17 protein-coding genes are annotated in these 24,876 nt (G+C 62.6%); 5 read left to right on the top strand and 12 right to left on the bottom strand.

Going from position 1 to position 24,876, the window contains the following annotated elements:
* Positions 1-239: 239 nt before the first annotated feature.
* The 9 genes from STE01S_RS15995 to STE01S_RS15955 all read right to left on the bottom strand — a co-directional run bounded on the left by STE01S_RS15995 (position 240) and on the right by STE01S_RS15955 (position 11,224).
* On the bottom strand, positions 240-1,112 hold the full coding sequence (locus tag STE01S_RS15995) for an energy transducer TonB family protein (protein ID WP_255265987.1): 873 nt from the start codon (positions 1,110-1,112) through the stop codon (positions 240-242).
* Positions 1,109-1,537 (bottom strand): YbaN family protein, encoded by a 429-nt coding sequence (locus STE01S_RS15990; RefSeq protein ID WP_082813377.1) that lies wholly within the window; start codon positions 1,535-1,537, stop codon positions 1,109-1,111. Before STE01S_RS15990 ends, STE01S_RS15995 begins: the two co-directional genes overlap by 4 nt.
* Entirely contained in the window at positions 1,515-2,285 is a 771-nt protein-coding gene (locus STE01S_RS15985) for a biliverdin-producing heme oxygenase (protein ID WP_255265986.1), read from the bottom strand. Before STE01S_RS15985 ends, STE01S_RS15990 begins: the two co-directional genes overlap by 23 nt.
* Before the next feature lie 27 nt (positions 2,286-2,312).
* Positions 2,313-3,746 carry a surface lipoprotein assembly modifier gene (locus STE01S_RS15980; protein ID WP_255265985.1) on the bottom strand — a complete coding sequence of 478 codons (1,434 nt, stop codon included), beginning with the start codon at positions 3,744-3,746 and terminating at the stop codon, positions 2,313-2,315.
* A 146-nt stretch (positions 3,747-3,892) separates the two neighbouring features.
* Positions 3,893-4,672 carry a Slam-dependent surface lipoprotein gene (locus STE01S_RS15975; RefSeq protein WP_255265984.1) on the bottom strand — a complete coding sequence of 260 codons (780 nt, stop codon included), beginning with the start codon at positions 4,670-4,672 and terminating at the stop codon, positions 3,893-3,895.
* 112 nt (positions 4,673-4,784) lie between these two features.
* Positions 4,785-7,919 (bottom strand): TonB-dependent receptor, encoded by a 3,135-nt coding sequence (locus STE01S_RS15970; protein WP_255265983.1) that lies wholly within the window; start codon positions 7,917-7,919, stop codon positions 4,785-4,787.
* Between the two features lie 133 nt (positions 7,920-8,052).
* Entirely contained in the window at positions 8,053-9,024 is a 972-nt protein-coding gene (locus STE01S_RS15965) for a FecR family protein (protein WP_255265982.1), read from the bottom strand.
* A gap of 104 nt (positions 9,025-9,128) precedes the next feature.
* Positions 9,129-9,629, bottom strand: a complete 501-nt coding sequence (locus STE01S_RS15960; RefSeq protein WP_255265981.1) for a sigma-70 family RNA polymerase sigma factor — start codon at positions 9,627-9,629, stop codon at positions 9,129-9,131.
* A gap of 434 nt (positions 9,630-10,063) precedes the next feature.
* Entirely contained in the window at positions 10,064-11,224 is a 1,161-nt protein-coding gene (locus tag STE01S_RS15955; protein ID WP_255265992.1) for a site-specific integrase, read from the bottom strand.
* A 330-nt stretch (positions 11,225-11,554) separates the two neighbouring features.
* Here STE01S_RS15955 and STE01S_RS15950 point away from each other — a divergent pair, with 330 nt between their 5' ends.
* Positions 11,555-12,370 carry a hypothetical protein gene (locus STE01S_RS15950; RefSeq protein WP_255265980.1) on the top strand — a complete coding sequence of 272 codons (816 nt, stop codon included), beginning with the start codon at positions 11,555-11,557 and terminating at the stop codon, positions 12,368-12,370.
* A 2-nt stretch (positions 12,371-12,372) separates the two neighbouring features.
* On the opposite strand, the gene STE01S_RS15945 is transcribed toward STE01S_RS15950, so the two are convergent.
* From STE01S_RS15945 to STE01S_RS15935, 3 genes are all read right to left on the bottom strand, one after another.
* Entirely contained in the window at positions 12,373-13,389 is a 1,017-nt protein-coding gene (locus STE01S_RS15945) for a ParB/RepB/Spo0J family partition protein (RefSeq protein WP_062769533.1), read from the bottom strand.
* 79 nt (positions 13,390-13,468) lie between these two features.
* Positions 13,469-14,674 (bottom strand): AAA family ATPase, encoded by a 1,206-nt coding sequence (locus STE01S_RS15940; RefSeq protein ID WP_062769530.1) that lies wholly within the window; start codon positions 14,672-14,674, stop codon positions 13,469-13,471.
* Between the two features lie 165 nt (positions 14,675-14,839).
* Positions 14,840-16,066 carry a replication initiation protein gene (locus tag STE01S_RS15935; RefSeq protein ID WP_174531847.1) on the bottom strand — a complete coding sequence of 409 codons (1,227 nt, stop codon included), beginning with the start codon at positions 16,064-16,066 and terminating at the stop codon, positions 14,840-14,842.
* Positions 16,067-16,644: 578 nt separating this feature from the next.
* On the opposite strand from STE01S_RS15935, the gene STE01S_RS15930 reads away from it, so the two are divergent.
* From STE01S_RS15930 to STE01S_RS15915, 4 genes are all read left to right on the top strand, one after another.
* On the top strand, positions 16,645-17,499 hold the full coding sequence (locus STE01S_RS15930; RefSeq protein ID WP_062769527.1) for a DUF7146 domain-containing protein: 855 nt from the start codon (positions 16,645-16,647) through the stop codon (positions 17,497-17,499).
* A 78-nt stretch (positions 17,500-17,577) separates the two neighbouring features.
* A complete protein-coding gene (locus STE01S_RS15925) occupies positions 17,578-21,801 on the top strand; it encodes a strawberry notch family protein (protein ID WP_062769524.1) in 4,224 nt (1,407 codons plus the stop codon).
* Positions 21,802-21,941: 140 nt separating this feature from the next.
* Entirely contained in the window at positions 21,942-24,041 is a 2,100-nt protein-coding gene (locus STE01S_RS15920; protein ID WP_120694209.1) for a ParB/RepB/Spo0J family partition protein, read from the top strand.
* A 127-nt stretch (positions 24,042-24,168) separates the two neighbouring features.
* On the top strand, positions 24,169-24,876 hold a 708-nt coding region (locus STE01S_RS15915), incomplete at its 3' end, for an ArdC family protein (protein WP_062769628.1).

The following is a 24,876-nucleotide window of genomic DNA, read 5'->3' as shown; positions in this document are numbered from 1 at the left end:
CTGCCGGGCGTGAGGGCTCCATCGCGCGCTTGCGTGATGCTTCTTGCGATCACTAGCCCGAGTTCGACGCCAGCATCGTCGAGCGTATCGTTCGGCGCAGCGCTGGAACGGCTAAATAGGCGTGGTAACCAGCTGTGGAGCAAACCACTGGCCGTGTTTTCACTGCGAGGACAACAGTATCGGCACCAGCATGGTGGACTTGGCGTCGGCAAATTTAGGTTCGGGACTGGGTACCCTGCTCAACGCAGGAAGAACTCGACAGGGATGGTCAACTCGACGACATCAGGCCTGTCCGCGGGAATTGCGGGAAGCGGCTGAGCGCGGTCGAGGGTTTGGAGCGCGGCTTGGTCGAGGTCGTAGGAGCCCGACTTCTTAACGATGGCAGACGACAGCACCATCCCCGACCGGTTCATCTTGAAACGAACATAGACGGTGCCTTGCTGGCGTGCGGCGCGTGCTCTGGCTGGATAACGCCGGTAGCGCTCCAGTCGGGCGAGGATCAATCCTTCCCAATCTGGCCGTACGTCATTGGACAATCGGTCGGCGGTCGGAGCGGCGACGCTTTTGGGCGCGGTCGTTTCCGGCACGGCAGGGCCGGGATCAACGATCTTTACCGGCGCACGCAAGTCCCGCGCCGACATGGTCGGTGCCGCGATCTGGACGAGCGGGATTGGGATCGGCTCGGTGACCGGCTCAAGCTCGGCTTCCTGCTTTTCCACTTGTTCCCGCCCCGGCGCCACGTTGCGGACCGGTTCTGGGGGTGCCGCCAGCGGTTGTAGCTCTACCACCGTCAGCGGCGGCGAGGTGGCCCGCACAGGCTGGTAAACTGTCGTCCACGTGAACAGGGCGGCAGCAAGGACCAGCCCTATAACCGCGGCAGTGCCGGCAATGCCGAAAAGGCGTGTGCGCCAGTCCATCGGCTGATCACAATAACGGCTGTAGCTGCGCGAGAACTCGGCAAGTTGCGGGCTCGCCACAGGCACGGGCGACGTGTTCCCCCGCTGCAGCGGACTGTCAGGACAACAGGTTCGGAAGACGACATGGTCCTCGAAGAGGGTGGCTCCATCATTCGCAGCGGCGAGCTGCGCCCCGCGGTAGTTTCCCGGTTTCATTGTGATACCCCCGGCTCGGGCCGGCGTACGATCCATACCGCCCAGAACAGCATGAACCCCGCTCCCGCGCAGGTCAGCAGCGCGCCGGGCCGGACGTGGAGCCAGAACAGCCCAAACCCCGCCGCCATGCCGATGCATGCCGCGATCTTGGCATGGCGGGGCACGGCGCCCTCCGCGCGCCACGCACGCACGCCCGGTCCGAAGCGAGGATGATCGAGCAGCCATGCTTCCAGTCTGGGGGATGAGCGCGCAAAGCAGGGCATCGCCAGCACCATAAGGGATGTGGTCGGCAACAACGGCACGAAAATGCCGACGATGCCGATCGCAACCAGCATCAGGCCGAGGACGAGCCAACCGGCGCGCGCCGTTCGGCCCCGCCGGAGCAGGCCGGCCTTCGAAGTTTCAGTCAAGCCGCGCATCGACATGGGCCTGGACCTGCGCGAAGGCTTCCAGCGCGCCTTCTCTGGCGCGCGTTTCTTCATCATCGCTTAGTTCGACCGCATCGAGCGCGGCGGTGAATGCGCGCCAGTGGGGAGCCGGGCCTTCGAGCGCAGGCGCCAGATGGCGGGCACCGACATCATCGGTCAGACCAAGCTTGTGCGCTTCCTTGCGCAACACGGCCGCGCCCATGTTGGATCCTTCGGCGACATAGAGCCAGCCCAGCGCGGTGCCCATGTCCACCGGGCCCCCGGCAATGAAAATCGGCGATCCTGCATCCGGCGTTGCGACGCCGAGATCCTCCATATCGGCGATCACGAGCGGTAGCCGGCACCGGTGGACGAGATCCGGGAAGGCGGCTTGCAAGCGCGATTCCGCATAGAGGGCTGCCACGTCGCGGTGGAAGAGATACTGAATCGCCAGGAACCGCTTGTAGCGGTCGATCGTGGCGAAGGACGATGCCGACATGATCGAACGGTCGACGCCCTCATGGACAGTGCTGGTCAACGCCTTGAGGCGCTTCGCGCGGCTTTGCGCCTCAATGGACCGTTCGGAGGTGGTTACGTTCATGGACAATCCCTTTCCGCTTGTTTGTCGAATGGAAGTGTTCGGGGGTGGCGGGCTTTGGGCCGCCACCCCCTTTGGATCGTCGCCCAGGGAGGGAGTGAAGCTCGGCCTGGGGGACGAAGTCGGTGAATGGGCTCGCGTCGCATGGGTCTGCGAAACGGCTTCCATGGCGGTCGCAAATGCTGACTGAACGGTCTAGAAGACATGGCTCAGCCTTACGCTGGCGGTCGTACGCTTGTAGGAATACAGCCAGTCGATGTTGCTCTCGACCCGATTGTCCTGAATCACGAACTCGGGTGTAAGGCCCGCTAACTTCAGCACCGGGAAGCGTGCGATCGCCGTGATGTTGTATTGGTCGTCTCTGCGCCTGGCTTCGAATAGCTCGCTATAAGCGCGATGGTCGCGGCGGCGGTATGAACCGATCACGAGCAGGCTCGCGCGAGTGCCGAACGATTTGCTTATGCCGACGCGCGCACCCCATTGCCGATAGGCGTCCTCGGCCGCCTGGGCATCCTTGGTGATAAAATCCGGTCCGCCAAACAGGGTCCAGCTTGGGGAAGCGAGGTAAAAGGCCGTCAGGCTGACGTCTGTTTGGGGCCCGTCCTGTGAGGCGAAGGCGCGTTGGCGATAGTGAAAATCACGATAGTTTGCTTCCGCCCGGAATAGGATGTTGTGCGCGGCTGTATGTGACCAATCCAGATTGGCGCCCCAGGCGGTGTAGAGCACCGAGGGACCAAAGGTGCTGGCCTCGAACGAGGGCGACAGCGAAAGGCTGTTGCGAGCGGACTGATACTGATAGCCCGCCCGCGTGATGAGGGTCGCCTGCGAATAGGCGTTTTCGTCCGGATAGATGTCGCCGAACAGAAGCGCGCTGGCGCGTACGCCATGATGTCCGGACATCGGAATGCTACGTCCCAGGGTACCTTCGAAATTGATGCCGGCGGCCTTGATCGGATCGGGCACCTTCCGGTCGATGAGGCAGGTGCCGTCCTCGCTCGCGAGAAGGCAAGTATAGCTGGCCGAAGACTGGTTGAGATTGGTGCTGTAGCCGGGGCCTATGGCGATGGTGCCCCGCCAGCCTCGCCGTTGCTTCAGGGCAGCAAGGAAGGCGTCCACGCTGCGGACGACCCCTACCGACTTGTCGCCCTCGGCGACGAGCTGGACGCGCACGTGCTCGAATGCACCCCGCGCCTCACGATCCTTCCGGTTCTCGAACAGCACGCGCGCCAGTTCGAGTTGCCCGGACAGTAGGCCGGGATCGAGCTCCACCAGTTCGCGGTAATAGCGCTCGGCCTCGCTCAGCTTGCCGGTCTGGCGCGCAAGCGCGCCCCTCGCAAATAGGAGGAGCTTCGGATCACGATCGGGATAACGCTCATAGGCAATAAGGAACCGGCGCACGTCGGCCCATTGCTGCCGCCTGACGGAGATATAGAGGGCCTGCCCCATCTCATCGACATTATCGCCGACGGAATAGCTATTGCCGTCGATCTCCAGAGAAGTTGGCGGCCCATCCAGCGCATCGGCGCCGTCAAGAATCTGCGATTCCGCCTTCCGCTGCTGCCGTTGTATTTCCTGGTCGAGGCGCAGTCTTGTATCTTGCTCGCCAGCGTTCTGCGCGAGAGCCGGCAAGGGAAGGCACACAACACAGGCACATAAAGTCCGGGCCAAGCTGGAGTTGTTCAGAGTCGGCATGCGTGGTTTCGGCTTCCGCGGGGCATTCACCTAAGAAGGATCAGGGCCGGAAAATCCGGCCCTGATCCTGTTCGAATGCGCGATTACTGCTTACCGCCGAAAGCGGCGTTGTACTGGCGATTGCTGAACGTCGCGATCCCGGCGAGCGCCTGCGCGGCAGAGCCGAAGAACTTGCCGCTCACACTGCCGCCCGTCGCCAGCGTCGTGCTCGTGGCCGGATTGGAGGCGGTGGCCCCGGACCCTGTGAAACCGCCGGCGGCAATGGTAGCGGTGCCGATATTCAGGGCGTAAGTCGCCGACGAGATCGAGCCGGTCAGCGTCTTTGTGCCGAAATTGGCATTGAACGTCCCGGATAGTTGGCCGTTACCGGCGTAGTTGCTCAGTCCGTAGACATTATAGCTGGCCGTACCGCTGGTCGGGATGCTGCCGGCGGCCGTGGCGCCGGTGCCGCCAAAATAGACGGTGTGGTCGCCGGCGGAGGCCGAACCGGTTTGGCTCCACTCGCCATAATAGACATTGTGGCCATCGACCTTTGAGAAGTCGAAACGGCCATATTTCGAGTGATCGGAGATTGTCCCCGAAGGATTATTGACGGTTGTCACGCCGGGACCGGCACCCACCGGCGGGGAAACAGCCTGCAAGCCTTCGAAGTCGACAAACCATCGAACCGGCATAGTCGGCAGATTGGGCACCCAAATGCCGACCTTGCCGGCGGAGTGCGGCCCCCCGACCACAGTGCTCGTGCCGATCCGGACCCTGGTGTTGTCGCTCGTACCCGACGTTATCTGGGCCTGTGCGGTGCCTGCCATGGCAATGGAGAGCGCCATGGCCCCAACGACGGCTTTGAGATGTGCGAATTTCATACTACTTCTCCTGCGATCGAAACACCTGACGTTCAGGTGCCTTCATCCAGGGTCGTCGCCGTCATCCCGCTTTGCTCAAAATGATGGATGCGGTGGCGGCCCTGAACCTCTGTCAGAACCTTCCTGTCAGGCTGAAGCGCACCGTCCGTCCCGGAGCGGGCATCATCGAGCGTGAAAGCGGGTCCATATAATAGCGGTCATTGAGGTTCGTGCCGGCCAGCTCGGCGCTGAACCGCTCGTTGATCCGGAAGCGCGCATAGGCATCGAACGTAATGATCTCGCCCCAGGTGTAGGGGATGTTGAGAGAGCAGCCGCCGACGCAGGTCTCGCCGGTGGTCCATTCCCCGATCGGGTCTGGATTGTCATAGGCGCTGTACCAGATCAGTCGCCCGCCCACCTCGAGACGCCGGTCGAAAAAGCGGCCGCCGACGTTCCAGTTGACGCTCGTCTCCGGCGTGGCCTGAGTCAGCAGGAAGCTGCTGACGAAGCCATATTTGACGCAATCGGGCACACGATAACCCCGGGCGGCATCTATTCCGACGGCCGTGCTTTCATCGCACACCTGATTCTTGGTCATATGACCGGCGCTGAGGTCGGTGAAGAAGCGGCCATTGTCGAAGCGCGCCTGAAGCTCAAACCCAGCGATGGTCTGCTGATCGAGATTGCTGAAGAACAAACTGCTGTTGCGCTCGATCACGTTGTGCGTGGTGTTGTGATACCAGGTCAGCTTGACATCGGCATGCTGGCCGTCGCCGCGCAACCCGAAAAGCGGCCGCAAATCCTGGATGAAAGCGGCTTCCCATGACTTCATGCGCTCCGGCTTCAAATCGCGCAGCGGATCGATCGAAGCGGAGAAGCCAATCGTGCTTTCAAACAGGCTCGGCCAGCGCAGGGCTTCGGCGTAACGGACATATGCCCGGCTGCTGTCGCTAAAAGAGAGCGTCGCCGATGCGCTGGGAACCCACCCATGTCCGGATTTACGTTTTGCTTCGGTGACATCGACGACGATGTTTCTGCCGCCTGCATTGCAGGTCCCTTGAATATAGTTAGGTACCTTATCGAGAAACCCGTTTATGCAAATGTTGTCGGCACGCCGGTATTTGCCGTTCGCATCCGGTACCCAGTCAGGGCCAGCGTGGGTCCAGGTGAAGGTGTAAGGATTGGCGGCAAACTCGGCCACTTCCCGGGCTATGACAGCTTCCTGTTCGGCTGGCGTCGCGCCCCAGTTATTCTTGTCGTCGGCCCAATATTCCCGGCGAGACGCCGCATAGGCCTCGACCGAGGTTTCCAGCGTCTGGTAGTCGGTCATACTGCTTCTGGCGGTATAAACAGGCACTGACCCGCCGCTGGCTGCGATCAACTTCGGCAGGAAATCATCCTTTGCCCAATAGCCGGTATAGGCCAGGCCAGCATTGAACTTCAGGAAGCTGAACGGTTTCCATTCCCCGCTTAGATTGATGCGATACTCCTCACGGCGGCCAGCGCGGGGATAGGCACGCACGCCGGGGAACGTTCGTGTGACCGCATAATCGTCGTCCGAACTGAGCTTCTCATGCTGCCAGTTGCCTTCGAGCAGGAAGCTCAGCGTTGAAGACAGGTTGAACTGGTTGCTCGCACTGAAGCCGAAGCGATGATTCTGGGAATTCGCGATTGCGCTGTTGACGATGATAGGCGCTGAAGGCGAGGCAACATTGGGAAAGCCGCCGGCGCTATAGGTGTCGCTCACCGTGTTGGTCAGCCAGGCCGTGGCCTTGAAGTCTATGAAGCGGCTGTCCGGCTGCCATTTATACTCGGCATTATATGCTTGGGCGTGGACCTTGCTCTCGGGCCACTGGATATTGCCGAAGGTATAGCCCTTGCCCATCGTCATGATGCGAGAGGGCATGATCTCACCGAATCTCGAGCGGGTATCGCGAAAGCCGATTTGCAGCGCCTGGTCGTCGGCGATGTGCCAGGTGCCCTTGAGCATGATGGAGTCCATCGCGCTCGACGTGTTCGGCACCTCGTTGCCCGGCTTGTAATGGAGGCCGAGCACGCGCACGTAGTTGGCCGCGTTGAGCTCCAGTTGGGCCTGCTGGTAATAATCGGCCCCATGCTTGCCGGCAAAATAGTTGCCGCGCTCACGAAAGGCATAAGCACCGAACAGCTCGAAATCGCCGACGCGCCCCGCTGCCGCGATCCGGATCGCGCGATCACCGAAAGAAAAGGCCTCGTTGTCGTCCTTGGTGCGTAAATTCACCCGCAGCGAAGGATCGCCATAGGGGAAGCTAGCCAACCAGCTCGTTGGAAAGCCGGGCACAGCGCGATGGTCCTGCCCCGTCAGCAGCGTCGGCCAGCGCGGCTTGGTCGAATTGTTGCCGCCTTCCAACTTCGCTTCGATGCCGAAGGTCTGACCGGGCTGGAGGATGTCAGCGGCGTCAAGCGTGTTGACGATCACGGCGCCGCCGGTCGAGCCATTGACCCCGCGCGTTGAAACCGGTCCCTTGAGGACCTGTATGCCTGAAATCAGGCTCGGATCGATATAGCTGCGATTGCCAGCGCCATTATAGCCCTTCCAGACGGTTAGCGCCTGTTCGGTGCCGTCGATGATGACCGGAACACGGCCCGGCCCCTGGATGCCGCGAATGCTGGGATCGAGCGCCCCGCCGTTGCGCGCATCGCCGCTGAACACATTGACCATGCCCTTGAGCACATCGGCGGTGTTGGTGCCCCTGTAGCGCTCGACTTCCTCCCGGCTTGCAAAGGTGGTGGAAACATCCTGATCGTAGACTTCATTTTTCCGGCGAGCGTCGCGCTCTATGCCGGTCTCGTTCGCCCGGGCGGTTTCATCGCCTTCGACCCGAAGGGAATCCAGGACGACCGTATCCGGCCGGAGCTGATCACCTCGCGCAGGCTGCACTTGGCGCAAGGACACGATCCTTCCTTCGATACGCGCTTCAAGGCCGCTGGAGGCAAGCAAGCGATCGAGCGCCTGCGAAGGCGTCATTGTGCCGTGGACGCCCTGCGTAGAAAGGCCGCGGACCTGATCGGCGTCCATGCTCACCTGAAGCCCCGACTGCCGACCAAAATCCGCCAGCGCGCTGGCCATCGACTGCGCCGAGATGTTGAATCGCCGCGCCTCGGCCTCCACTACCTGCGCGTGCACAGCTCCCGGAACGAGCAGCCCGCTGAACGATGCCGAAGCGAGCAGCGCACTCGCCAGAAGCCGGCGGCCACCATGACTTTTGAAAATACCCCCCGAACGCACTTCGCCCGTACCTCTCGACCTAAGTTTAATGCTCAATCTGCATCGCTAATGCGAAGCAGTCGCATATCTTAGACGTTCGAGCGTTCAGGAATTCCGGAAAAAAATGTCGATGACAGGAAAAAAGCTCGCGGTTCTAGCCAACGGTCACGATGCGCAGCCACGGCGAGACCCGGGAAACCTTCACCCTATGCGCTCGCGCAATCGCCTCGAGTGCCAGATCGGGGTCGCGCAGATCATAAATCCCACTGACACGGCGACGCATCAGGCCCGGTCCCCTCGCGACAATAAAGCCCTTATACCAGGGGCGGAGGCGTTCGATCACTTCGCCGATTGATTGATCGCTGACGATAGCAACCCCCTCACGCCAGCTCGCGACGTTTTCGGGGCGTATCTCAGCGAGCGTTGACGCCCCCTTGCTCAATGAGAGTGACTGGCCAGCAACCAACTCTACACGGGCAGGCGGGGCAGCATCATTCGTTGCCACCGCGACGCGACCGCGCTGAACGGCGACGTCGGTTCCGGTGTCCGTCTTCCGAACGGAAAAGGCGGTGCCGAGAACGGTCACGATGCTATCACCCGCCATGACCCGGAATGGCCGCGCCTCATCATGTGCCACGTCGAACCATGCTTCGCCTTGCAGAAGTTCCAGATACCTCCCCTTCGCGCCAGTGGTGAAGGCTATCGCCGTCGCCGGCGCGAGATGGACGGTGCTGCCATCATCGAGGCTAACAATGCGCGGTTCCCCAGCTCGCGAGACCTCATCCGCTCGAAGCTGAAGTGCAATACTGGGTACAACGATCCAAGCAAGGCACGCCGCCACCGCAAGCGAGACAAACGCCCTGGCGGACATGAACTTGGAGAACGAAATTGGGTGCGCCGATCCCGGTGGTGGCCTGTTCTGAGACAACGGCCCGGCGGCGGAAATCAAGTCAGAAACGTGCTCGGTTTCCTCCCAGGCCGCGAGATGCGCTGGATGAGACGTGAGCCAATTCTCGAATTCCGCGCGCAACGCCTCGTCATCCGGCTCATCGTCAAGCTGCAACATCCAAGCAGTAGCCCGGCGGCTTATTTCGCCCGGCGTCCGCTCCTCCGATCTCCCACTCATTCTGTTTCCATATTGATGAACGCGCCGGTGGCATGGCCCTCTAAGGCTGTTACCCATTCAACGAACGGCACGCACATAATTCCGGGAAATTCTGCAGAGGCGGCTCATTGGCGCTGCCGTAGCGCCCGCTTGCAACACTCTACCCCATCCATAACAAGTTCCTGCGCCAAGCTTTTCGATATTCCCAACTCTTCCGCGATCTCCACCAGTTTCATTCCATCAAAGCGATGCATTTCGAAAGCCCGGCGGGTGCGTTTCGGTAGCTGCGCCACGGCCTTATGCAACATGGCAAGCTCGTCCCTAGCCTCGGCGCGCGAATGCTGCGAGGGCTCATTGCTCGGCACTTGCGTCGTCGCGCGATCGGCGCCGCCCACGAAAACCCGGTTTTGTCGTGTCTGGTGTCGGTGTCGGTCCAAAGCAAGATTATGGACGATCCGAAACAGGTAACCGCTGGGCTCCTCAAGCACGCTCGTGGTGGCGACCGCGCGGAACCGCAGCCACGCATCCTGCACCACGTCCTCGGCCTCGTTAGGATCGCCCGTAATCCTCGTCGCATAACGAAGCAGGTCCGCCTTCGCCGCAAGGAAGACATCAAGACTCTCCATTTTTGACACCCGCTACGGCAACCTCTTTCTGCCAGTGAATTAGGAGCGGATCGGGTAGCATTTTCTCTATTGCGAACCAATCGCAAACTCCCGCCGCGATCTGCGGTGCACCAAATTGCACCGGGCAATTTCGGCTACCGGGGCGCGTTCACCCGCACTGACGCCGTAGAGGGCTCCGTTCCCCACACTGCGTTGTTCGTGCATATGAGCCGGACAGCCGCTGGATTACGTGGCTTGAGGTTGGCGGAACTGTTCCGATCCAGAACCAATTCCATTCCATTCCATCGTATTGCCCCCGCTCCCCGGCTGTCCCCCGCTGATTGCCAGCACGTCCACGCACGATATTCACCGGGGATATATGTGCTGCTTCCGAAAGCTATTCCCGCAGGTGTGTATCCAGTTGGCTTTGCTCACCCAAATCGTTCGCGATTTGACTAGCTAATCTTCGCCATCAGGCGGCCCGCCGCACCCTGTTCTGCCGCTAGGTTGCGATTGTAGGCGAGCGGCATGCGCGGGCTCTTCCAGCGAAGAGCGTCCATGATGCCGGCAAGATCTTCGCCGCTCGCGAACAGGTCCTGGTTGAGCCCAACTCGCGTCGAGTGAGCACTGATCCCCTTGAGCAACCGAGCGAGGTCGTCGCTGGTAAGATCGTCCAGGGCGCCGCGGTCGAACGCTCGCTGGACGATCGCCCGAAAGATCGGTCCGATAGACCCGGGGTGCAGCGCTGCCGACCCAAGATCATACTCCACCCGCGCCGGCACCGCCGGCCTCGAGAGCGTCTTGCGTAAATCCCAGATCTCGCGCGCGGAGATGCTGTCGATCGGCCTGCCCTGCACCGCCGCGCGCGCCGTGTAGCGCCGCACCTGCACGCGTCGGAAAAGCGGTCCGCTCCTGATACTTGCGGCATCGGTCCAGGCTGCGATCGCGCGCACCGACCGCGGCGACAGGAATGCGGTTGCCCCCTCCCCTTCCTGGTCGCCCTTGCTGCGCGGGATGGCAAGCAGCCGCGCCTCAGGGTCGAGTGCCTCAATGATATGCTCCACGCACACGGCCACCAGCTCGGACGCCCGCAGGCCGCTATCGTAGGCAACCGACAGGAGGGCGCGATCGCGGAGCCCCGGCAAATCGTCCGCACAAGCCTCCAGGAGCGCCCTGACGTTGATCCCACGGGGTTTGTCCCTCTCGACGTCCTTGACTGGCCCCTTGAACCGCAGCGGCCGCGCCTGGCGCTGCGAAGTCCCCTTCTCGCGGCGGATGGCGCGGAGACGCAGCTTGATCAACTCGGCCTGGGTCGGATCCTTGAGGTCGAGCAGCTGGTGGATCTTGGCGATCGATGCCTTGTAGCGGCCGAGTGAAGCGGGCTTGGCCCCCTGCCCCGCCCGCGCGTCGAGATAGTCGGCGACGATTTTGGGCGTCGCCGGCAGCGCGACCCGGTTCGTCCGGCGGCACCACAGATCGAACGCCTCGAGGTCGGATTTGAGCGCACGGACCGAATGCGGCGAACTTGCAGCCTGATATGCCGCGATCAGCTCTGGGTTGATGACGATTCGCTCGCCGGCGCGCATCTGCGTTACGGTCCAGGCGATCTCAGGCATTGGCACGGCCGGCGCGGCGACGAGCGCCCCGGTCGGAACGGCAGAGTCGCCGTTTTCTGGGCTTTCCACCTTGTCTGTTCCACTCGCCTCCATCGATGGCGATGTAGCGCACGTATAGAGAAGCGTCAAATCCGCTTATGTGATAACTGCAATTATCACAGGTTCATCTTGCGTCAGTCTAAGAGACAACAACCAAAGGGTGACTTTGGTTGAGATAGGAGATAGGCTCCTACAATGCCTCGCCCGGCCCCTCCCCTCTTGTCGATCGGTCGACTTGATGGCCGTCTCTTTGGAAGCCCGGCGCGAGATATCTGGCTTGCCCGCGCTCGCGTGAAAGCCGCAGCGACTGTCGCCGGTATCGCCGGCGTTCCGGTCGACCCGGACTCCATCCTTGACTGGATTTGCGGACGCACCCCGCCGCCTCGCCACAGCGAGGGCCTCAACGATCCGCTGTCGGTCGCCGCAATCATGCACTTCCTGCTCCTGGGGGAGGATGGCCCCGACTCCCTTGCCCGCGCTTCGCTCAATACACTGCGCACGTTGCTCGACGATCGCACGCAAGCCGAGATGTGGGGCCGCGATGACCTTGTGCGCTTCGGCCGGGCCTTCAGGGAGGCCCGGGCAAGGCTCGGCGCCCCGTACCCCTCCCCTACCCTTCTAGCAGTCGCAGAGCGCCTCCAGGCGATCCATAGAGAGCTGGAGATCAATCCGACGGAGGGCCGCCGCGTCACGACCATCGATGGACGCCTCCTCAACGTCGATCCGAGAAGCTTCGGGATCGTGTGGCTGCTCGCCTGCATGCTGCCCAAGGCCTTGGCTGCGGCGGGCGTGACGATACAGCAGATCCCCTCCTTGGTGTGGCTTCCGAAGTTCCTGACCGGGAGCGCCGCCGAACTCGCCGGGGAGATCGAGACTGCGCTCGGTCGTACCGCCTGGTCGGGTCTCGCTGAACTCGACAAGCTCGAACGCGCGGTCGCCGCCCTGTCCTCGGACCTTGGCGTTACTCGCCGGAGCAAGTTGCCAACGCTCATTCGCCTAGAATTGGCCTACCCTGGACTGCGGGTGCCCGCGATCGCCCGGTTGCTCGACATATCGCCGCAAGGCGCGGCGAAGCTTGCTGCCCAGGCCAAATTGGCGGCCGCATAGGATCACTGAGGCCAATGCTGGTCCAGGAGCGCCCGGATCGCCTGCTCCGCATCTTGGCGTGTCGCCCCACCCTTGTTGAGCAGCGTCAAGCGGATCCCCTTGCGATCAGCGCCCTCGATCCTGAGCACGGGCTTTCCGCCGGCACTCGATACCGTCTCGGCTTTTCCTGTCTTCTTGGGGGATCCTGTCTTCTTGGGGGCATCGACCGCGAGGCTTAGCGTCTTGATGACTTCCAGGATCGATTGAGCCTCTGCGCCAGCGTCCCGCGCTTCCGCAATCCGCGCCGCTTCCGCGAAGGCCCTCGCCTTGCGGTCATCCGGCTTCAACAGCGCCTTGAGCGCTATGGCATTGCGGACGCCCAGCTCTTGGGGATTGGCAAAGGCCCGCGTCAGCTCGGCCGGCAGACGCGCGAGATCGAGATACCGCGTGAGCCAGCTCTCGCTCACATTCAGGCGTTCGGCCATCGTCCGCTGTCGCCCGTCATAATAGAGATCCAGCGCCCGGAGGTAGTCCCTTGCCCGCTCGAGATCGGTCAGATCATCGCGGGCTCTGTTCTCAATGTCGGCAAGCCGGAATGCCTCCTCATCGCCGATCTCCCTGACGTCGACGAGGAACTTGAAATCAGGATAATTGTGCGAGCGCAGCCAGCTTATCGTCCAATGCCGCCTCGCACCGCAGATCACCTCAAAATCAAAGTCAGCGTCGCCCGACACGCGCCGGACGATTGCGGGCATCTCCTGGCGCCCTTGGGCCTTCATACTCTCAATGAGATCGGCGCAGCGCTCTTCGGTGAGCAAAGCGTAATCGCGGTTGTGGCCGGCCCACATGCGGCAGCGAGCCGGGTCCACCAGCTCATGGGTCCGGGTAACGATGGCTCCCGACGCGAGGTCAGACAGCCGGTTCGATCGGCCGGTCAGGACGTTCGATGCGATCCCGGTTCGGCGCTGCGGCGCAGGTTCATCCGACAGATCGATCCCTGCCGCCAGATCGGCCGCAAAGCCACTGTTTTTCCTGCTCATGCGAGCCTCCCTTCACCGAAATTGCACGCGTGCAATTTTCTTCGTTCTTCCGATCTTGCACGCGTGCAATTCGGTATTTTCATGCCAGCGCAGCCTTTCGCAGAGCCGGTTGGTGGCTCGGCCACATCGACCGAATATCGACCTCGATTTCACTGTTTACGCCGTCGAGATAACCCAAGCATCGGTTGCGAACCGCCGAACTGGTGGCCGGTCCATCGAGCTCATAAACAGTCATGAGCCGTGCGGTCGCATTGTCAATCTCGGCCGAATCCTTGAGCGGCGTGCGGACCATCGCGTGGCCGAACAAGGTCCGCATCAACTGCAACAGCTCCTTCTGCATCGACTTGTTTTCGTCGACCTTCGAGGCCACAAATCGGAGGAACTGTAGCTGCGGCGCCATACCTCGCTCTGCAAGCTGTTCGATCGTCTCGTCGAGCATCGAAAGGAAGGCGGCAGTCGAGGAGAAGTCCATGACCGTCGGCGGGACCGGCACCACCAGCGCGTTCGCGGCACGAAGCACCGACAGGGAAATCGCCCCGAGCGCGGGCGGCGGGTCCATCACGATGACATCGAAGCGATCGGCAATGCTGTCGATACCGACCTTGAGGCGGTTCAACAGCGCATCGAACCCTCCCCTCGCCATCCGCGCGGCCAGCTCATACTCCGAATTGAACAGCCGCAGATTGGCCGGGATCAGCTCCAGACCGTCAAAGTGAGTCTTGCGGAGCGCGTAATCGAGTGAGGTCCGTTCATCCTCCCGGAGGAACGGATAGAGCGTGTCGTCCTCGGTCAAGTCGAGGTCAGGCACATAGCCGAACAACGTCGTCGCGGAGGCCTGGCTGTCACAGTCGACGAGCGCCACCCGATAGCCTCTGATGGCGAGATACTGGGCGAGATGGACAGCAACGGTCGATTTCCCCACGCCGCCCTTAAAGTTCTGAACCGCAATGACGCAGGGCGGGTCTCCCGGTGCCCGATATGGCCGTGTTCCGAAGACACCCCGCATGTCATTGAGCTGCGCCAGCGTATAGCGTTCACGTCGGTTATTATCGCCTCGCGAGGGCTCTGGCAGGCGGCCATCCTTCTCCGCGTCGCGAATCGCAGCCGGTGTGCGGTTCACCAATTCCGCAGCCTTGCTGATCGTGAAAGTCGGCTCGCGGCGGTCATCAGCTCGTGCGCTACGCGCAGAATCCCTCAGCTTTTCCAGCACCGACGACGTTCGCGCGGCAAGCGTCGCAACCGAGACGAGACGTTCGGCTTCCTCAATATCGAGTCCGTTAGACACATGCCCACCTTTCGCAATCAAGCAGGTGGTACTTCAACTTGCGCTTTTCGGTCAAGAACATCACAAATTGCGAAAGTGCGCATCCGCTCGCGGCGTGCTTTCTGCGCTTCTGCGGTCCTATCCTGACTCGGTGGGGGCTGCGGAAAATTGCACGCGTGCAATTTTCTAGCCCGGCCGTCCCCGGCGCGTAAGGAAGGCTTCGCAGAATCCCTTCCAGGACTTCTCGAGTTTAGACCCTGAGAGCGTATTGAGACGATCCCCCATATGCTCACGGTATGCGTCTGCGATCAGATCGACGTCCCATCCACCACCGTGGCGCAACCCGATCCCACGCGCCGCATCCTCGGTCACGCCAAAGTGCAGCTTCCCCCGCGGGAAACGCGCCCATGGCTCAGCGTTCACCCCAGAGGAACTTTCCGGGGTGGCAAGAGACGCCGTCACGCGCTTGAGGACGTCAGCCACCGCCGCACTATCGACTGCGTCGCTGCGAGGGAGGGCGCTCTCAATGGCAACGACTTCCTCGACCGCATCCTCCCGGCGCGCCTTCCGCCCGGTTGAGTGCCGACCAAGTTCATCGACCGTCGCGATCTGCGCAGGCGCGTCCTTCGGCGCAAAACGGAACTCGATCTCGGTTACCGCGCGGCCGCGTCGGATCTCCTGCCACTCAACCGTGTAATGGGCGAGCTGATCGATTTCTGCCTTGGCAACGGTCAGGACCTTTCGCCGTAACTGGGCGAAGTCGCCGTATTTATCCGGATCAATCCCAAGCGCCGCACGCAGGCCGACCATATCGACCTTCCACACCGGCTGACGCCGATGCAGACGAAGCGCACCCTCCTCGTAGAGCTTGAGCGCATAAGCAGACCGGAAACCCAGGACGGCCTGACGGTTCATCACGGCATAGGTTTCGGACTCCTGGATCAGGCGGCGAGCATCCGGCGTGAACTGCCACTCGATCCAGCCCGTCTCCTTACCGCCGTCTCCGACCTCCTCGACTTCCTCCCAGGAAGCCTGGATTAGGTTGAAACGCTTGGTTGTTCGCTTCCCGCGCCAGGACTTGTCGTCCTCGGCGAACAGCGTGCGATGAAGCTCCTCAAGCATATCGCCAATGCGTTCGTTGCCCTTGTGGCCGCGGCGGATATCCGCCTTTCGCATCCGGTGGGTTATGTCTTGCCACGCATCGCCGCCCGCGGTCAGGATCATCAGTGCCAGCAGGCGTGAGGAGGTGAGACTGAGAGACTGGCCCTTGACGAATCGAACCTCGACGAGCCTACCGGGTTTGACAAACTCGTCGCCGCCTTTGCGGGCGAGGGCAGCGGCCACGCGCATAGACCGGGCGGTCGAGACTTCATCGCCGCCAACGTCTTGCTCGTTTTCCGCTGGTTCTCCCATGCGAGTCACCCCAATCTGCGGGAAAGTTGCCTGTCCTGACCTCTCTCGTCAAGTCAGGACAGGCTAATTGGCGGAAACCGCCCCCAGGAGGTCAGGATAGAATCGCCGTGTGACTCGGCCAAAATTCCAGCAATTCTGCTGAGTCGCACAATCCGAAGGGCCCGCCCCAATTGGACAGGTCAAACAGCTAGAAAACGCCCACATTACCGTGCCTGGGGAGCCCTCCCCCAAAAGGACAGGCTAGACCCCAAGGGGTCAGGATAAGTCCCCCGCGCAGGCAGGATAAAGCCCCCAAGAAGACAGTTATATGCCCCCATCAGGTCAGGAATGACGTCAAATCTCTGAACAAATACAATCAGTTGCCCTCCCTGAATCTATGAATCATTAGAATCTGAGAATCACCCCGCCGCTGGCGCGCCGGGCGTTTTTCAAAATGTGATTTGAAAGAAGTGAGTCGGCGAATGCCTCGCCCGACTCGCTCCACCTCCACGAGCGCCTCAGGATAGGCCAAGACGACCCCATGGCTCCAGATGGAAGAGATGAGGGGGGCTGCCGTGGGCGAGCAAGGAGGATGAACCATGCCCCTCACAGCAAAGCGCCCGACCCAGGAACTCGTCGACATTGTCGGAACCCTCGGCGGCAAATGGTCCGGCTATGTTGCGATGTGCAAATGCCCCGCGCATAACGACAGCGACCCAAGCCTCTCGATCAGACAGGGAGATCGCGGAATCCTCGTGACCTGCTTCGCAGGCTGCGCCCGTGAAGATGTGCTCCGCGAACTCAGGCGTGTACGATCAGGCCATCACTATCCGATTCCCGATGAAGGCCAGTACCACCGACCCTCAACCGGCGCGCACATCTGGGACCAGGCTATCGAGATTACCGGAACGCTTGCTGAGCGCTATCTGGATCGACGCAATCTGCTCCCAGCGCCGCCCGACGTCCGCTATCACCCGCAATGCCCCTATATGCCGAAGCCGAGAACGGTCTATCAACCGGCTCTGCTCGTCGCGGTGCGCGAAATCAGCCAGCTCGTCGCCATTCAGCGGATCTTCCTCGACCCCGCGTCCGCCGACTATGTGCGCAAGGTCATGCTTGGCGTCCCGGGCAGCGGCGCATGGCGGGGTAGGGCAGGGAGTTCGGTCCTGGCCATCGCCGAGGGCTTCGAAACGGCGGACGCCTTCACCCGAATGCACGACATCCCGTGCTGGGCATCGCTCGGGGCCCGCCGCCTCGACCAACTGATCATTCCTCCCGGCGTCACCACGCTCCTGATTGCCGAAGACAACGATCTGGAGGGACGGCGAGCCGCGGCCAACGCTCAACAGTGCTACATCCGGCCAGGTCTCTCGATCGAACGTGTGCCGCCGCCCTCCATCTACAAGGATTGGGCCCAGGCACTTGATGCTCACGAGCGGCTTCGCCGCATCTAGGCGCCGAGCGCCGAAAAAGGGGAGGGGGGCCGGGAATGTGTCGCTGCCGAAGGTGCAGCCACGCAGGAGCCCCCAAAAATGTCCAATCTCTTCGACGCGGCCGCCCAGGCTGATCGCGAGGCTGTCCGCCTCCTCCTTCCTCATCTCCAGTCCGGCGCTCCCGTCCACCGCCGCGTACTAAACCAGGCGATGTCGGCGGCTTTCGGTGGGTCCGATGCCGATGGTCACTGGACCCAGCACGGTAGCTTTGAACTCCTCGAGCACGCGCTTTCCATCCATCTGCAGGCAAGCGGGTCAATTCTCTCCGGGATGGCGGATGTCCGTCCCCTGATCGCCCTCTCCGAGCGCCTGCCGACCCAGACCGTCCGCAGCGAAGATCAGATCGAATGGCAGCAATTCTCGACCCCCATCGATATCGCGGCCATCCTCACCTTGCTAGCTGACGTGCAGCCGGAGGATGTCATCCTCGAACCGAGTGCCGGTAACGGGCTCCTGGTCGCGCAGCTCCCGACCCACAAGGCGCTCCATCTCAACGAACTGGACTCGCTCCGTCGGGGGCGGCTTCACGCGGCTTTCCCTGCGGCGATCGTCACCGCGCACGATGGCGCGACGATCAACTCGACACTCGCTTCGCTTGATCGGCCCACGCTGATCCTGATGAATCCGCCATTCTCACGGTCCATCGGCCGCGGAGCTGACGACTATGCCGCTGTTCGCCATCTGCAGGCGGCACTGCGTCGCCTGGTCCCGGGTGGCCGACTGGTTGCAATCATGCCCGACTGGTTTGGCCCGGGCGCCCGGATGCGCGACCAGTACGAAACCGTTTTGCGCGACGTGACCGTCCGAACCGCCATCCGCCTGGAAAAATGCTACCAGAAGCACGGGACCTCGATCGCGGTTCGCATCTTCGTCATCGACAAGGTCCCGGGCAAATCGCCGCCCGCGGTCATCCAGCGCGGGTCGATCGCCGATCTCATCGATGTCCTCGTCATTCCCGAACGATCGTCCGCACGGCCCAATGTGGTGGTGCCCGCTCCGAAGCGATCGACGGGGGTGTCCCTCTTCCGCGCGGTCAAGAGCAGCCGACCAGCGCCTCGTGCCTATCACGCCCCGACACGCAACAACGTCCTGCCGGTCGAATATTCGAAGCTCGAGGTTGCTGCTCCGCTGCTCGAGCAGACCGGCGTCTATCTGCCCTACCGCCCGAGCCGCATTAGCTTCGCCAAGGCTGGCGAGCATCCGACAGCCCTCGTCGAATCCGTTGCGATGGGGTCGATCCCGGCACCGATCCCGGACTACGTGCCATCTCTCCCCGAACGGACCGTCAGCGAACGTCTCCTATCGGCCTCGCAGCTCGAGACCGTTGTCTATGCCGGTCACGCCTGGGCTCAATGGATCCCCGGAAACTTCAAACCCGACAAAGAGGGCGTCGGCCTGATCCTCGCCGAGGACGGTCATACCTATCGCAAAGGCTTCTTTCTTGGCGACGGCACCGGCGCCGGCAAGGGACGCCAGATTGCGGCCTGCATACTCGACAACTGGCTGCAGGGCCGTCGCCGCAATATCTGGATCTCCAAGAACGCCCCTCTCCTCGAAGATGCGCGCCGCGATTGGACGGCGTTGGGCGGTCTCAGCGGTGACATTCAGCCACTTTCCAACTGGAAAATCGATGAGCCGATCGCCCTCGATCAGGGTGTGTTGTTCGTAAGCTATCCGACTCTGCGCTCCATGCGGGGCGATTCGACGCGGTTGAAGCAGATCATCGATTGGGCCGGTGCTGACTTCGAGGGTGTCATCGCTTTCGACGAAGCTCATGAGATGGGCGGCGTCGCAGGCGGGGAGGGGGCTCTTGGCGCCAAGGACGGATCCCAGCAGGGCATCTGCGGGGTGCTGCTACAGAACCATCTACCGGCGGCACGGATTCTCTATGCCTCGGCCACCGGCGCGTCAGTCGTCAACAATCTCGCTTATGCCGTGCGGCTCGGGCTTTGGGGACCGGGCACGGCCTTTCCCGATCGCGAGCAATTCATCAGCGGGATCAGCAAGGGCGGTATCGCAGCGATGGAGCTTGTCGCGCGCGACCTCAAGGCGACGGGTCTCTATGTGGCCCGGGCCCTCAGCTTCGCTGGCGTCGAGTATGAGATCCTGCGGCACGAGCTGACCCCCGCCCAGATCGAGATCTACGACACCTACGCCGACGCCTGGTCGATCATCCATCAGAACATGGAGCGGGCGCTCGAACTGACGGGCGTGGTCGACGGACTCGAAAATGCGACACTCAATAGCGGGGCCAAAGCCTCCGCCCGCTCGCGCTTCGAATCCACCAAGCAGCGCTTCTTCGGCCAAGTGCTCCTCTCGATGAAGCTGCCAACCGTGATCGCCGCCGTCCGGGAGCACCTCAAGGCGAACCAGTCGGTCGTGATGCAACTCGTCACCACCGCCGAATCCATCCTCGACCGGCGCCTGGGTGCGCTCAGTCCAGATGAACGAGCCGAACTGGAGATCGATCTGTCTCCCCGCGAATATGTGATCGACTATCTCGAACGCGCCTTTCCGACACGGCAGATGCGGGTCTTCACGGACGATACCGGCGCGCAGCGCTCGCTTCCGATGGAGGATGACGCGGGCAATCCTGTCTACAATCCCGAGGCCGAGGCCGCGCGGGCTCGCCTTATCGAACATCTCTGCGCTTTGCCGCCGATTACCTCCGCGCTCGATGGCATCCTCGAGCAGTTCGGACCCGACGACGTCGCCGAGGTGACTGGACGAACCAAGCGCCTCGTTTCGACCGCTGACGGGCGGCAGAAGCTCGAAAACCGCTCAGCCAGGACCAGCCAGGCCGAGGCTGCCGCGTTCATGCAGGGCCGCAAGCGGATCCTCGTCTTTTCGGATGCCGGTGGGACGGGGCGCTCATATCACGCCTCGCGCGATGTCCCCAATCAGGAGCAGCGTGTTCATCTGCTGCTCGAGCCGGGGTGGCGTGCCGATCGCGCGATCCAGGGCCTGGGGCGTACCCATCGCACCCACCAGGCGAGCACACCGCTGTTCAGGCCGGTGACCACCGACTGCAAGGGTGAGCTGCGATTCACAAGCACGATCGCCCGCCGCCTCGACAGCTTGGGCGCATTGACGCGCGGGCAGCGCCAGACCGGCGGTCAGAACCTCTTCGACCCCGCCGACAACCTTGAAAGCGAATATGCCTGCGCGGCCTTGGTGAGCTGGTTCCATCTGCTTGTCGGTGGAAAGCTGACTAGCATCTCCCACGCCGAGTTCGAGCGTCGCACCGGCCTTGAGCTCTGCGACATGGATGGCGTCATGAAGGACGATCTCCCGCCCATCCAGCGGTGGCTCAACCGGATACTCGCGCTGCCGATCGCTTTGCAGAACAAGATCTTCGACGAGTTCCTCTCGCTCGTCGAGACCCGTGTCTCCGCCGCGCGCGAGGCCGGTCGCCTGGATGTCGGCGTCGAGACCATCCTCGTCGACACGGCAACCCTGACCGACGACACCTTGCTGCGGACCGATCCGGTGAGCGGCGCGACTTCCCATCTCCTTACGATCGAGATCGCCCGGCGCCGGACGCCCGTTTCACTGGAGCGGATACTCAGGATCGGAGACTGCGACGGCACGGCAGAGTTCATGGTCAACGCCAAATCCGGAAAGGTGGCACTTCAAACGCGGGCCCGCGCGCTCATGGAAGAGAAGGAGGGCACGCCCATTCCGCGCATCGAGCTCACGCGTCCGACCCGCCGGGAATATATGCGCGAGGACGACCTCTATGAGAGCGCCTGGGCGCCGATCGACCGCGAGGCCTTCTGTGCGAAGTGGCTCGAAGAAGCTGAGGAGGCCGCGAACAAGGTCGACACCGAAACCATCCGCCTTGCTACCGGTCTTCTCCTTCCGATCTGGTCCGCGCTTCCGAGCGATCATCTCGTGGTCAACAGGATCGCCGACAAGGCTGGTAATTCCTGGCTTGGCCGCCTCGTCTTCGACGAGCACGTCGTTCAGCTCTTCACGAAACTCGGCATCGGTCAGGCCGAGACCCTGCCGGCACCCAATATCGTCAAATCGGCAATGTCTGGTCGAAGCGTCGATCTCACGCGCCCGTTCCCGATGACCATCAAGCGTGCGCTCGTGAATGGGTCGTCGCGCATCGAACTGGTCGGCGCGCCGCCCAGTCAGCTTGCTTGGCTCAAGTCGCTCGGCTGTTTCACCGAGGTGATCCAGTATCGCACGCGGGTATTCCTGCCCGTCCCGAGCGCGGCCGACATCGTCGAGCGGCTTATTGCCGGGGCCGGCTAGTCCGGTCCCCTGGTTTGACGGTTCGAGCCGCCCCACGCGGGGCGTGAGCATCATCGTCCTCAGGCATGCCTGAGAGAGAGAGGGAAGGGGGAGCTGGGATGGTGTCCGGGATTTGCCGGACGCTAGAAGGAGTGACCCCAGTGATCCGGACTATCAAGCTCAACAAACTGCGTCTTTCGCCCGTCAACGTCCGCACCGCGCCGGACGAGCAGCTTCAGATCGAACCGATGGCGGCGAGCATCGAAGCCGAGGGCGTTCTGCAGAACCTTCTCATCACGCCGGCCAAAAAGCCGCGCGGCATGTTCGAGGTGTTCGACGGCGGCCGCCGGTGGCGGGCTCTGCGCCTCCTTGCCGATCGCGGCACGATTTCGGACGCCGACTTTGACGTCCCCGTCATGGTGCTGACGGGCAACGACGCGGAGCTCTCCGAGAAGTCGACCGCGACCAACTTCCACCAGCTCAAGATGACGCCTGCCGAGGAATGCCGTGCGTTCCAACATTTCATCGGGGCGACCGGTGATCTCGATGCCGTCGCCAAGCGCTTCGGCGTCACGCGTCGGTTCGTCGAGGGTCGCTTGCGTCTGGCGTCGCTCGCCGAGCCGATCTTTGAAGCGCTCAGCCGCGGCGAGATCACCCTCGACATCGCCAAGGCCTATGCTTCGACGGAGAACCAGGAGAAGCAGCTCCTCGTCTGGAATGGGTATCAGACGAACTATGTCACGGCCGACACGATCCGCCGCGTCATCGCGAACGAGACGATGAAGGCCAGCGATCCGATCGCAGTCCTGGTCGGCGAGGCGCGCTATCGGGAAGCCGGCGGCAAGATCGATGGCGATCTGTTCACCGACGGCAACGACCGCTGGATTGATCCGGAGATCGCGCATCGTCTCGCCGGCGAGATCATGGAAGCCGAAGCGAAGCGTATCGGCGAGGAGACCGGTCTCGCCTGGATCCGGCCCATCGCCAGCAACTATGCCCACAACGCCGCACATGGGCTGTACCGAGCGATCTTGCAGCAGCCTCCCCTTACGGAGGAGCAGGCCGCGCGCCTGGCCGAGATCGAGGAGCGGCGCACCATGCTCGAAGCCGAGATGGAGGAGGGCGACCTCTCCGACGAGGCGTTCAAGCTGTTGGATCAGGAAGATGATCGCCTCATCGTCGAGGCCGAGACGATCGAAAACCGTCCTCCGGTCCTTCCCGAAGCCATGAAGGGCCATGTCGGCGCCTTCCTGCTCCTCACGCCGCAGGGCGAAATGCGGTTGGATACCCAGTATTACAGCGAGCAGGAGCTGGTGATCGACGAACCTGACGGCGAGGACGGCGACGATCAGGGGGACGGTGGGGGCGAGGGCGCCCGCGAGCGGGGCAACAGCAGCTCCGAGCCGAAATACCGACCCGAGGCTGTCGCGCCCGGTGGCAAGCCGCTCAGCGCCCGGCTCTACGACGAGCTCTCGGTCCAGCGCCGCGACATCCTCGCGTCCTGTATCCTCGCCCAACCGGCGCTCGCGCTCGACTATGCGCTGTTCGTCATGGTCGACGCGCGAACGAACTCGGCGTCGCGCTATCTCAGCTCGGTCAAATATGGGACCACCATCCGCGCGAGCAGCCCTCAGGATCCGGTCTCGGGCGACCTGCCGGCGTCCCGCGCCCGCGACTATCTCGCCGAGGCTCGGGACGGGCTGGACGCGGCCTGGACGGAGCCCGAGTGCGAGGTCGACCGGTTCGAGGCATTCCGGGCGCTCGACGATGACAGCAAGGCTAATTGGCTCGCCTACATCGTCGCGCTCTCGCTCGAGGCAAAACCAGGTTACTCGAACGAGCAGATCGCGCTGCACAACCGCCTCGCTTCGATCCTCGAGATTGACGTCGCGAGCTGGTGGCGGCCGACCTCGGAGAACTTCTTCGACCGGGTCAACAAGGGCAGCATCCTCAGCCTGCTCACGGAGATCGGCGGTCCAGCGCTGACCGTTCGTCACGCCTCTCTCAAGAAGACCGAGATCTCGGAGAGCTGTCAGAAGCTGTTCGCCGGTGAGGTGATCGTCGAGCCCGAGGTCAAGGAAGCCGCTCTTGCCTGGGTGCCCAATGCGATGATGTTCCTCGATCGGACGTCGGAAACTCCCGTCGATCCGACCGGAGAACGAGCTGACGAGGCTCCCGAGGCCGAGGACGAGGACGAGGTGGCCAGTGACGAGGTGGCGCCCATCGCCGACGAAGAGCTCGGGGAATCCGTGGCCGCCTGATCCGCGATCACGGCGCCGACCCGGCAGGCCGCCCGGCTTCGCCGCCGGCCATTTCGCCACCGAGTGACAGACCGCCGGTGCTCCCCAGCATCGGCGGTCTCCCTTTCCAGCCATGGGATCGACCGACATGCCCACGAAGCAGAAGCCGAGCCGCGATGTCGCGGCCGAAATCACCAACCTGATCATCCGCAAGCTCGAAGAGGGCGTTGCACCTTGGAGCCGCCCGTGGCGGGTGAGCGGCGCCGGCGACCGCCCGCTCCGTCATTGCGGCACGCCCTACACCGGCATCAATGTCCTCTATCTCTGGGCGATTGCGGACGCGCAGGGATACCGCTCGCGCTACTGGATGACATATCGCCAGGCGGAAACCTTGGGCGGAAACGTCCGTCGAGGCGAGCAAGGCTCCCTCTCGGTCTACTATTCCAGCTTCAAGAAGACCGAAGCTGACCCCATCACTGGCGCCGAGACCGAGCGGAGCATCCGCTTCCTGCGCCATTACATCGTCTTCAACGCCGATCAGATCGACGGTCTGCCGGCCTATTTCTATCCCGCTGACGAAGATCCGGCACCGATCGGTCCTTCTGCCCGCCAGGCTGAGATCGATGACTTCTTCCACGCGATCCCTGCGGACGTGCGCCATGGCGGAGACCGGGCATTCTTTCACCCCACCTTCGACTTTATCCAGATGCCGCATCAACGGTCGTTCAAGACAATGGACCACTACGCCTCGACCCGGGCACATGAGACCGTCCACTGGTCGGGCGGGACGGCCCGTCTGGCCCGGACCTTCGGAAAGCGGTTCGGAGACAGGGCCTACAGCTTCGAGGAGCTGGTC

This window comes from Sphingopyxis terrae subsp. terrae NBRC 15098 (assembly GCF_001598815.1).
Classification (GTDB): Bacteria; Pseudomonadota; Alphaproteobacteria; order Sphingomonadales; family Sphingomonadaceae; genus Sphingopyxis; species Sphingopyxis terrae.
The sequence above is the reverse complement of the archived record's forward strand: the minus strand, read 5'-3'. Positions and strand labels throughout refer to the sequence as shown.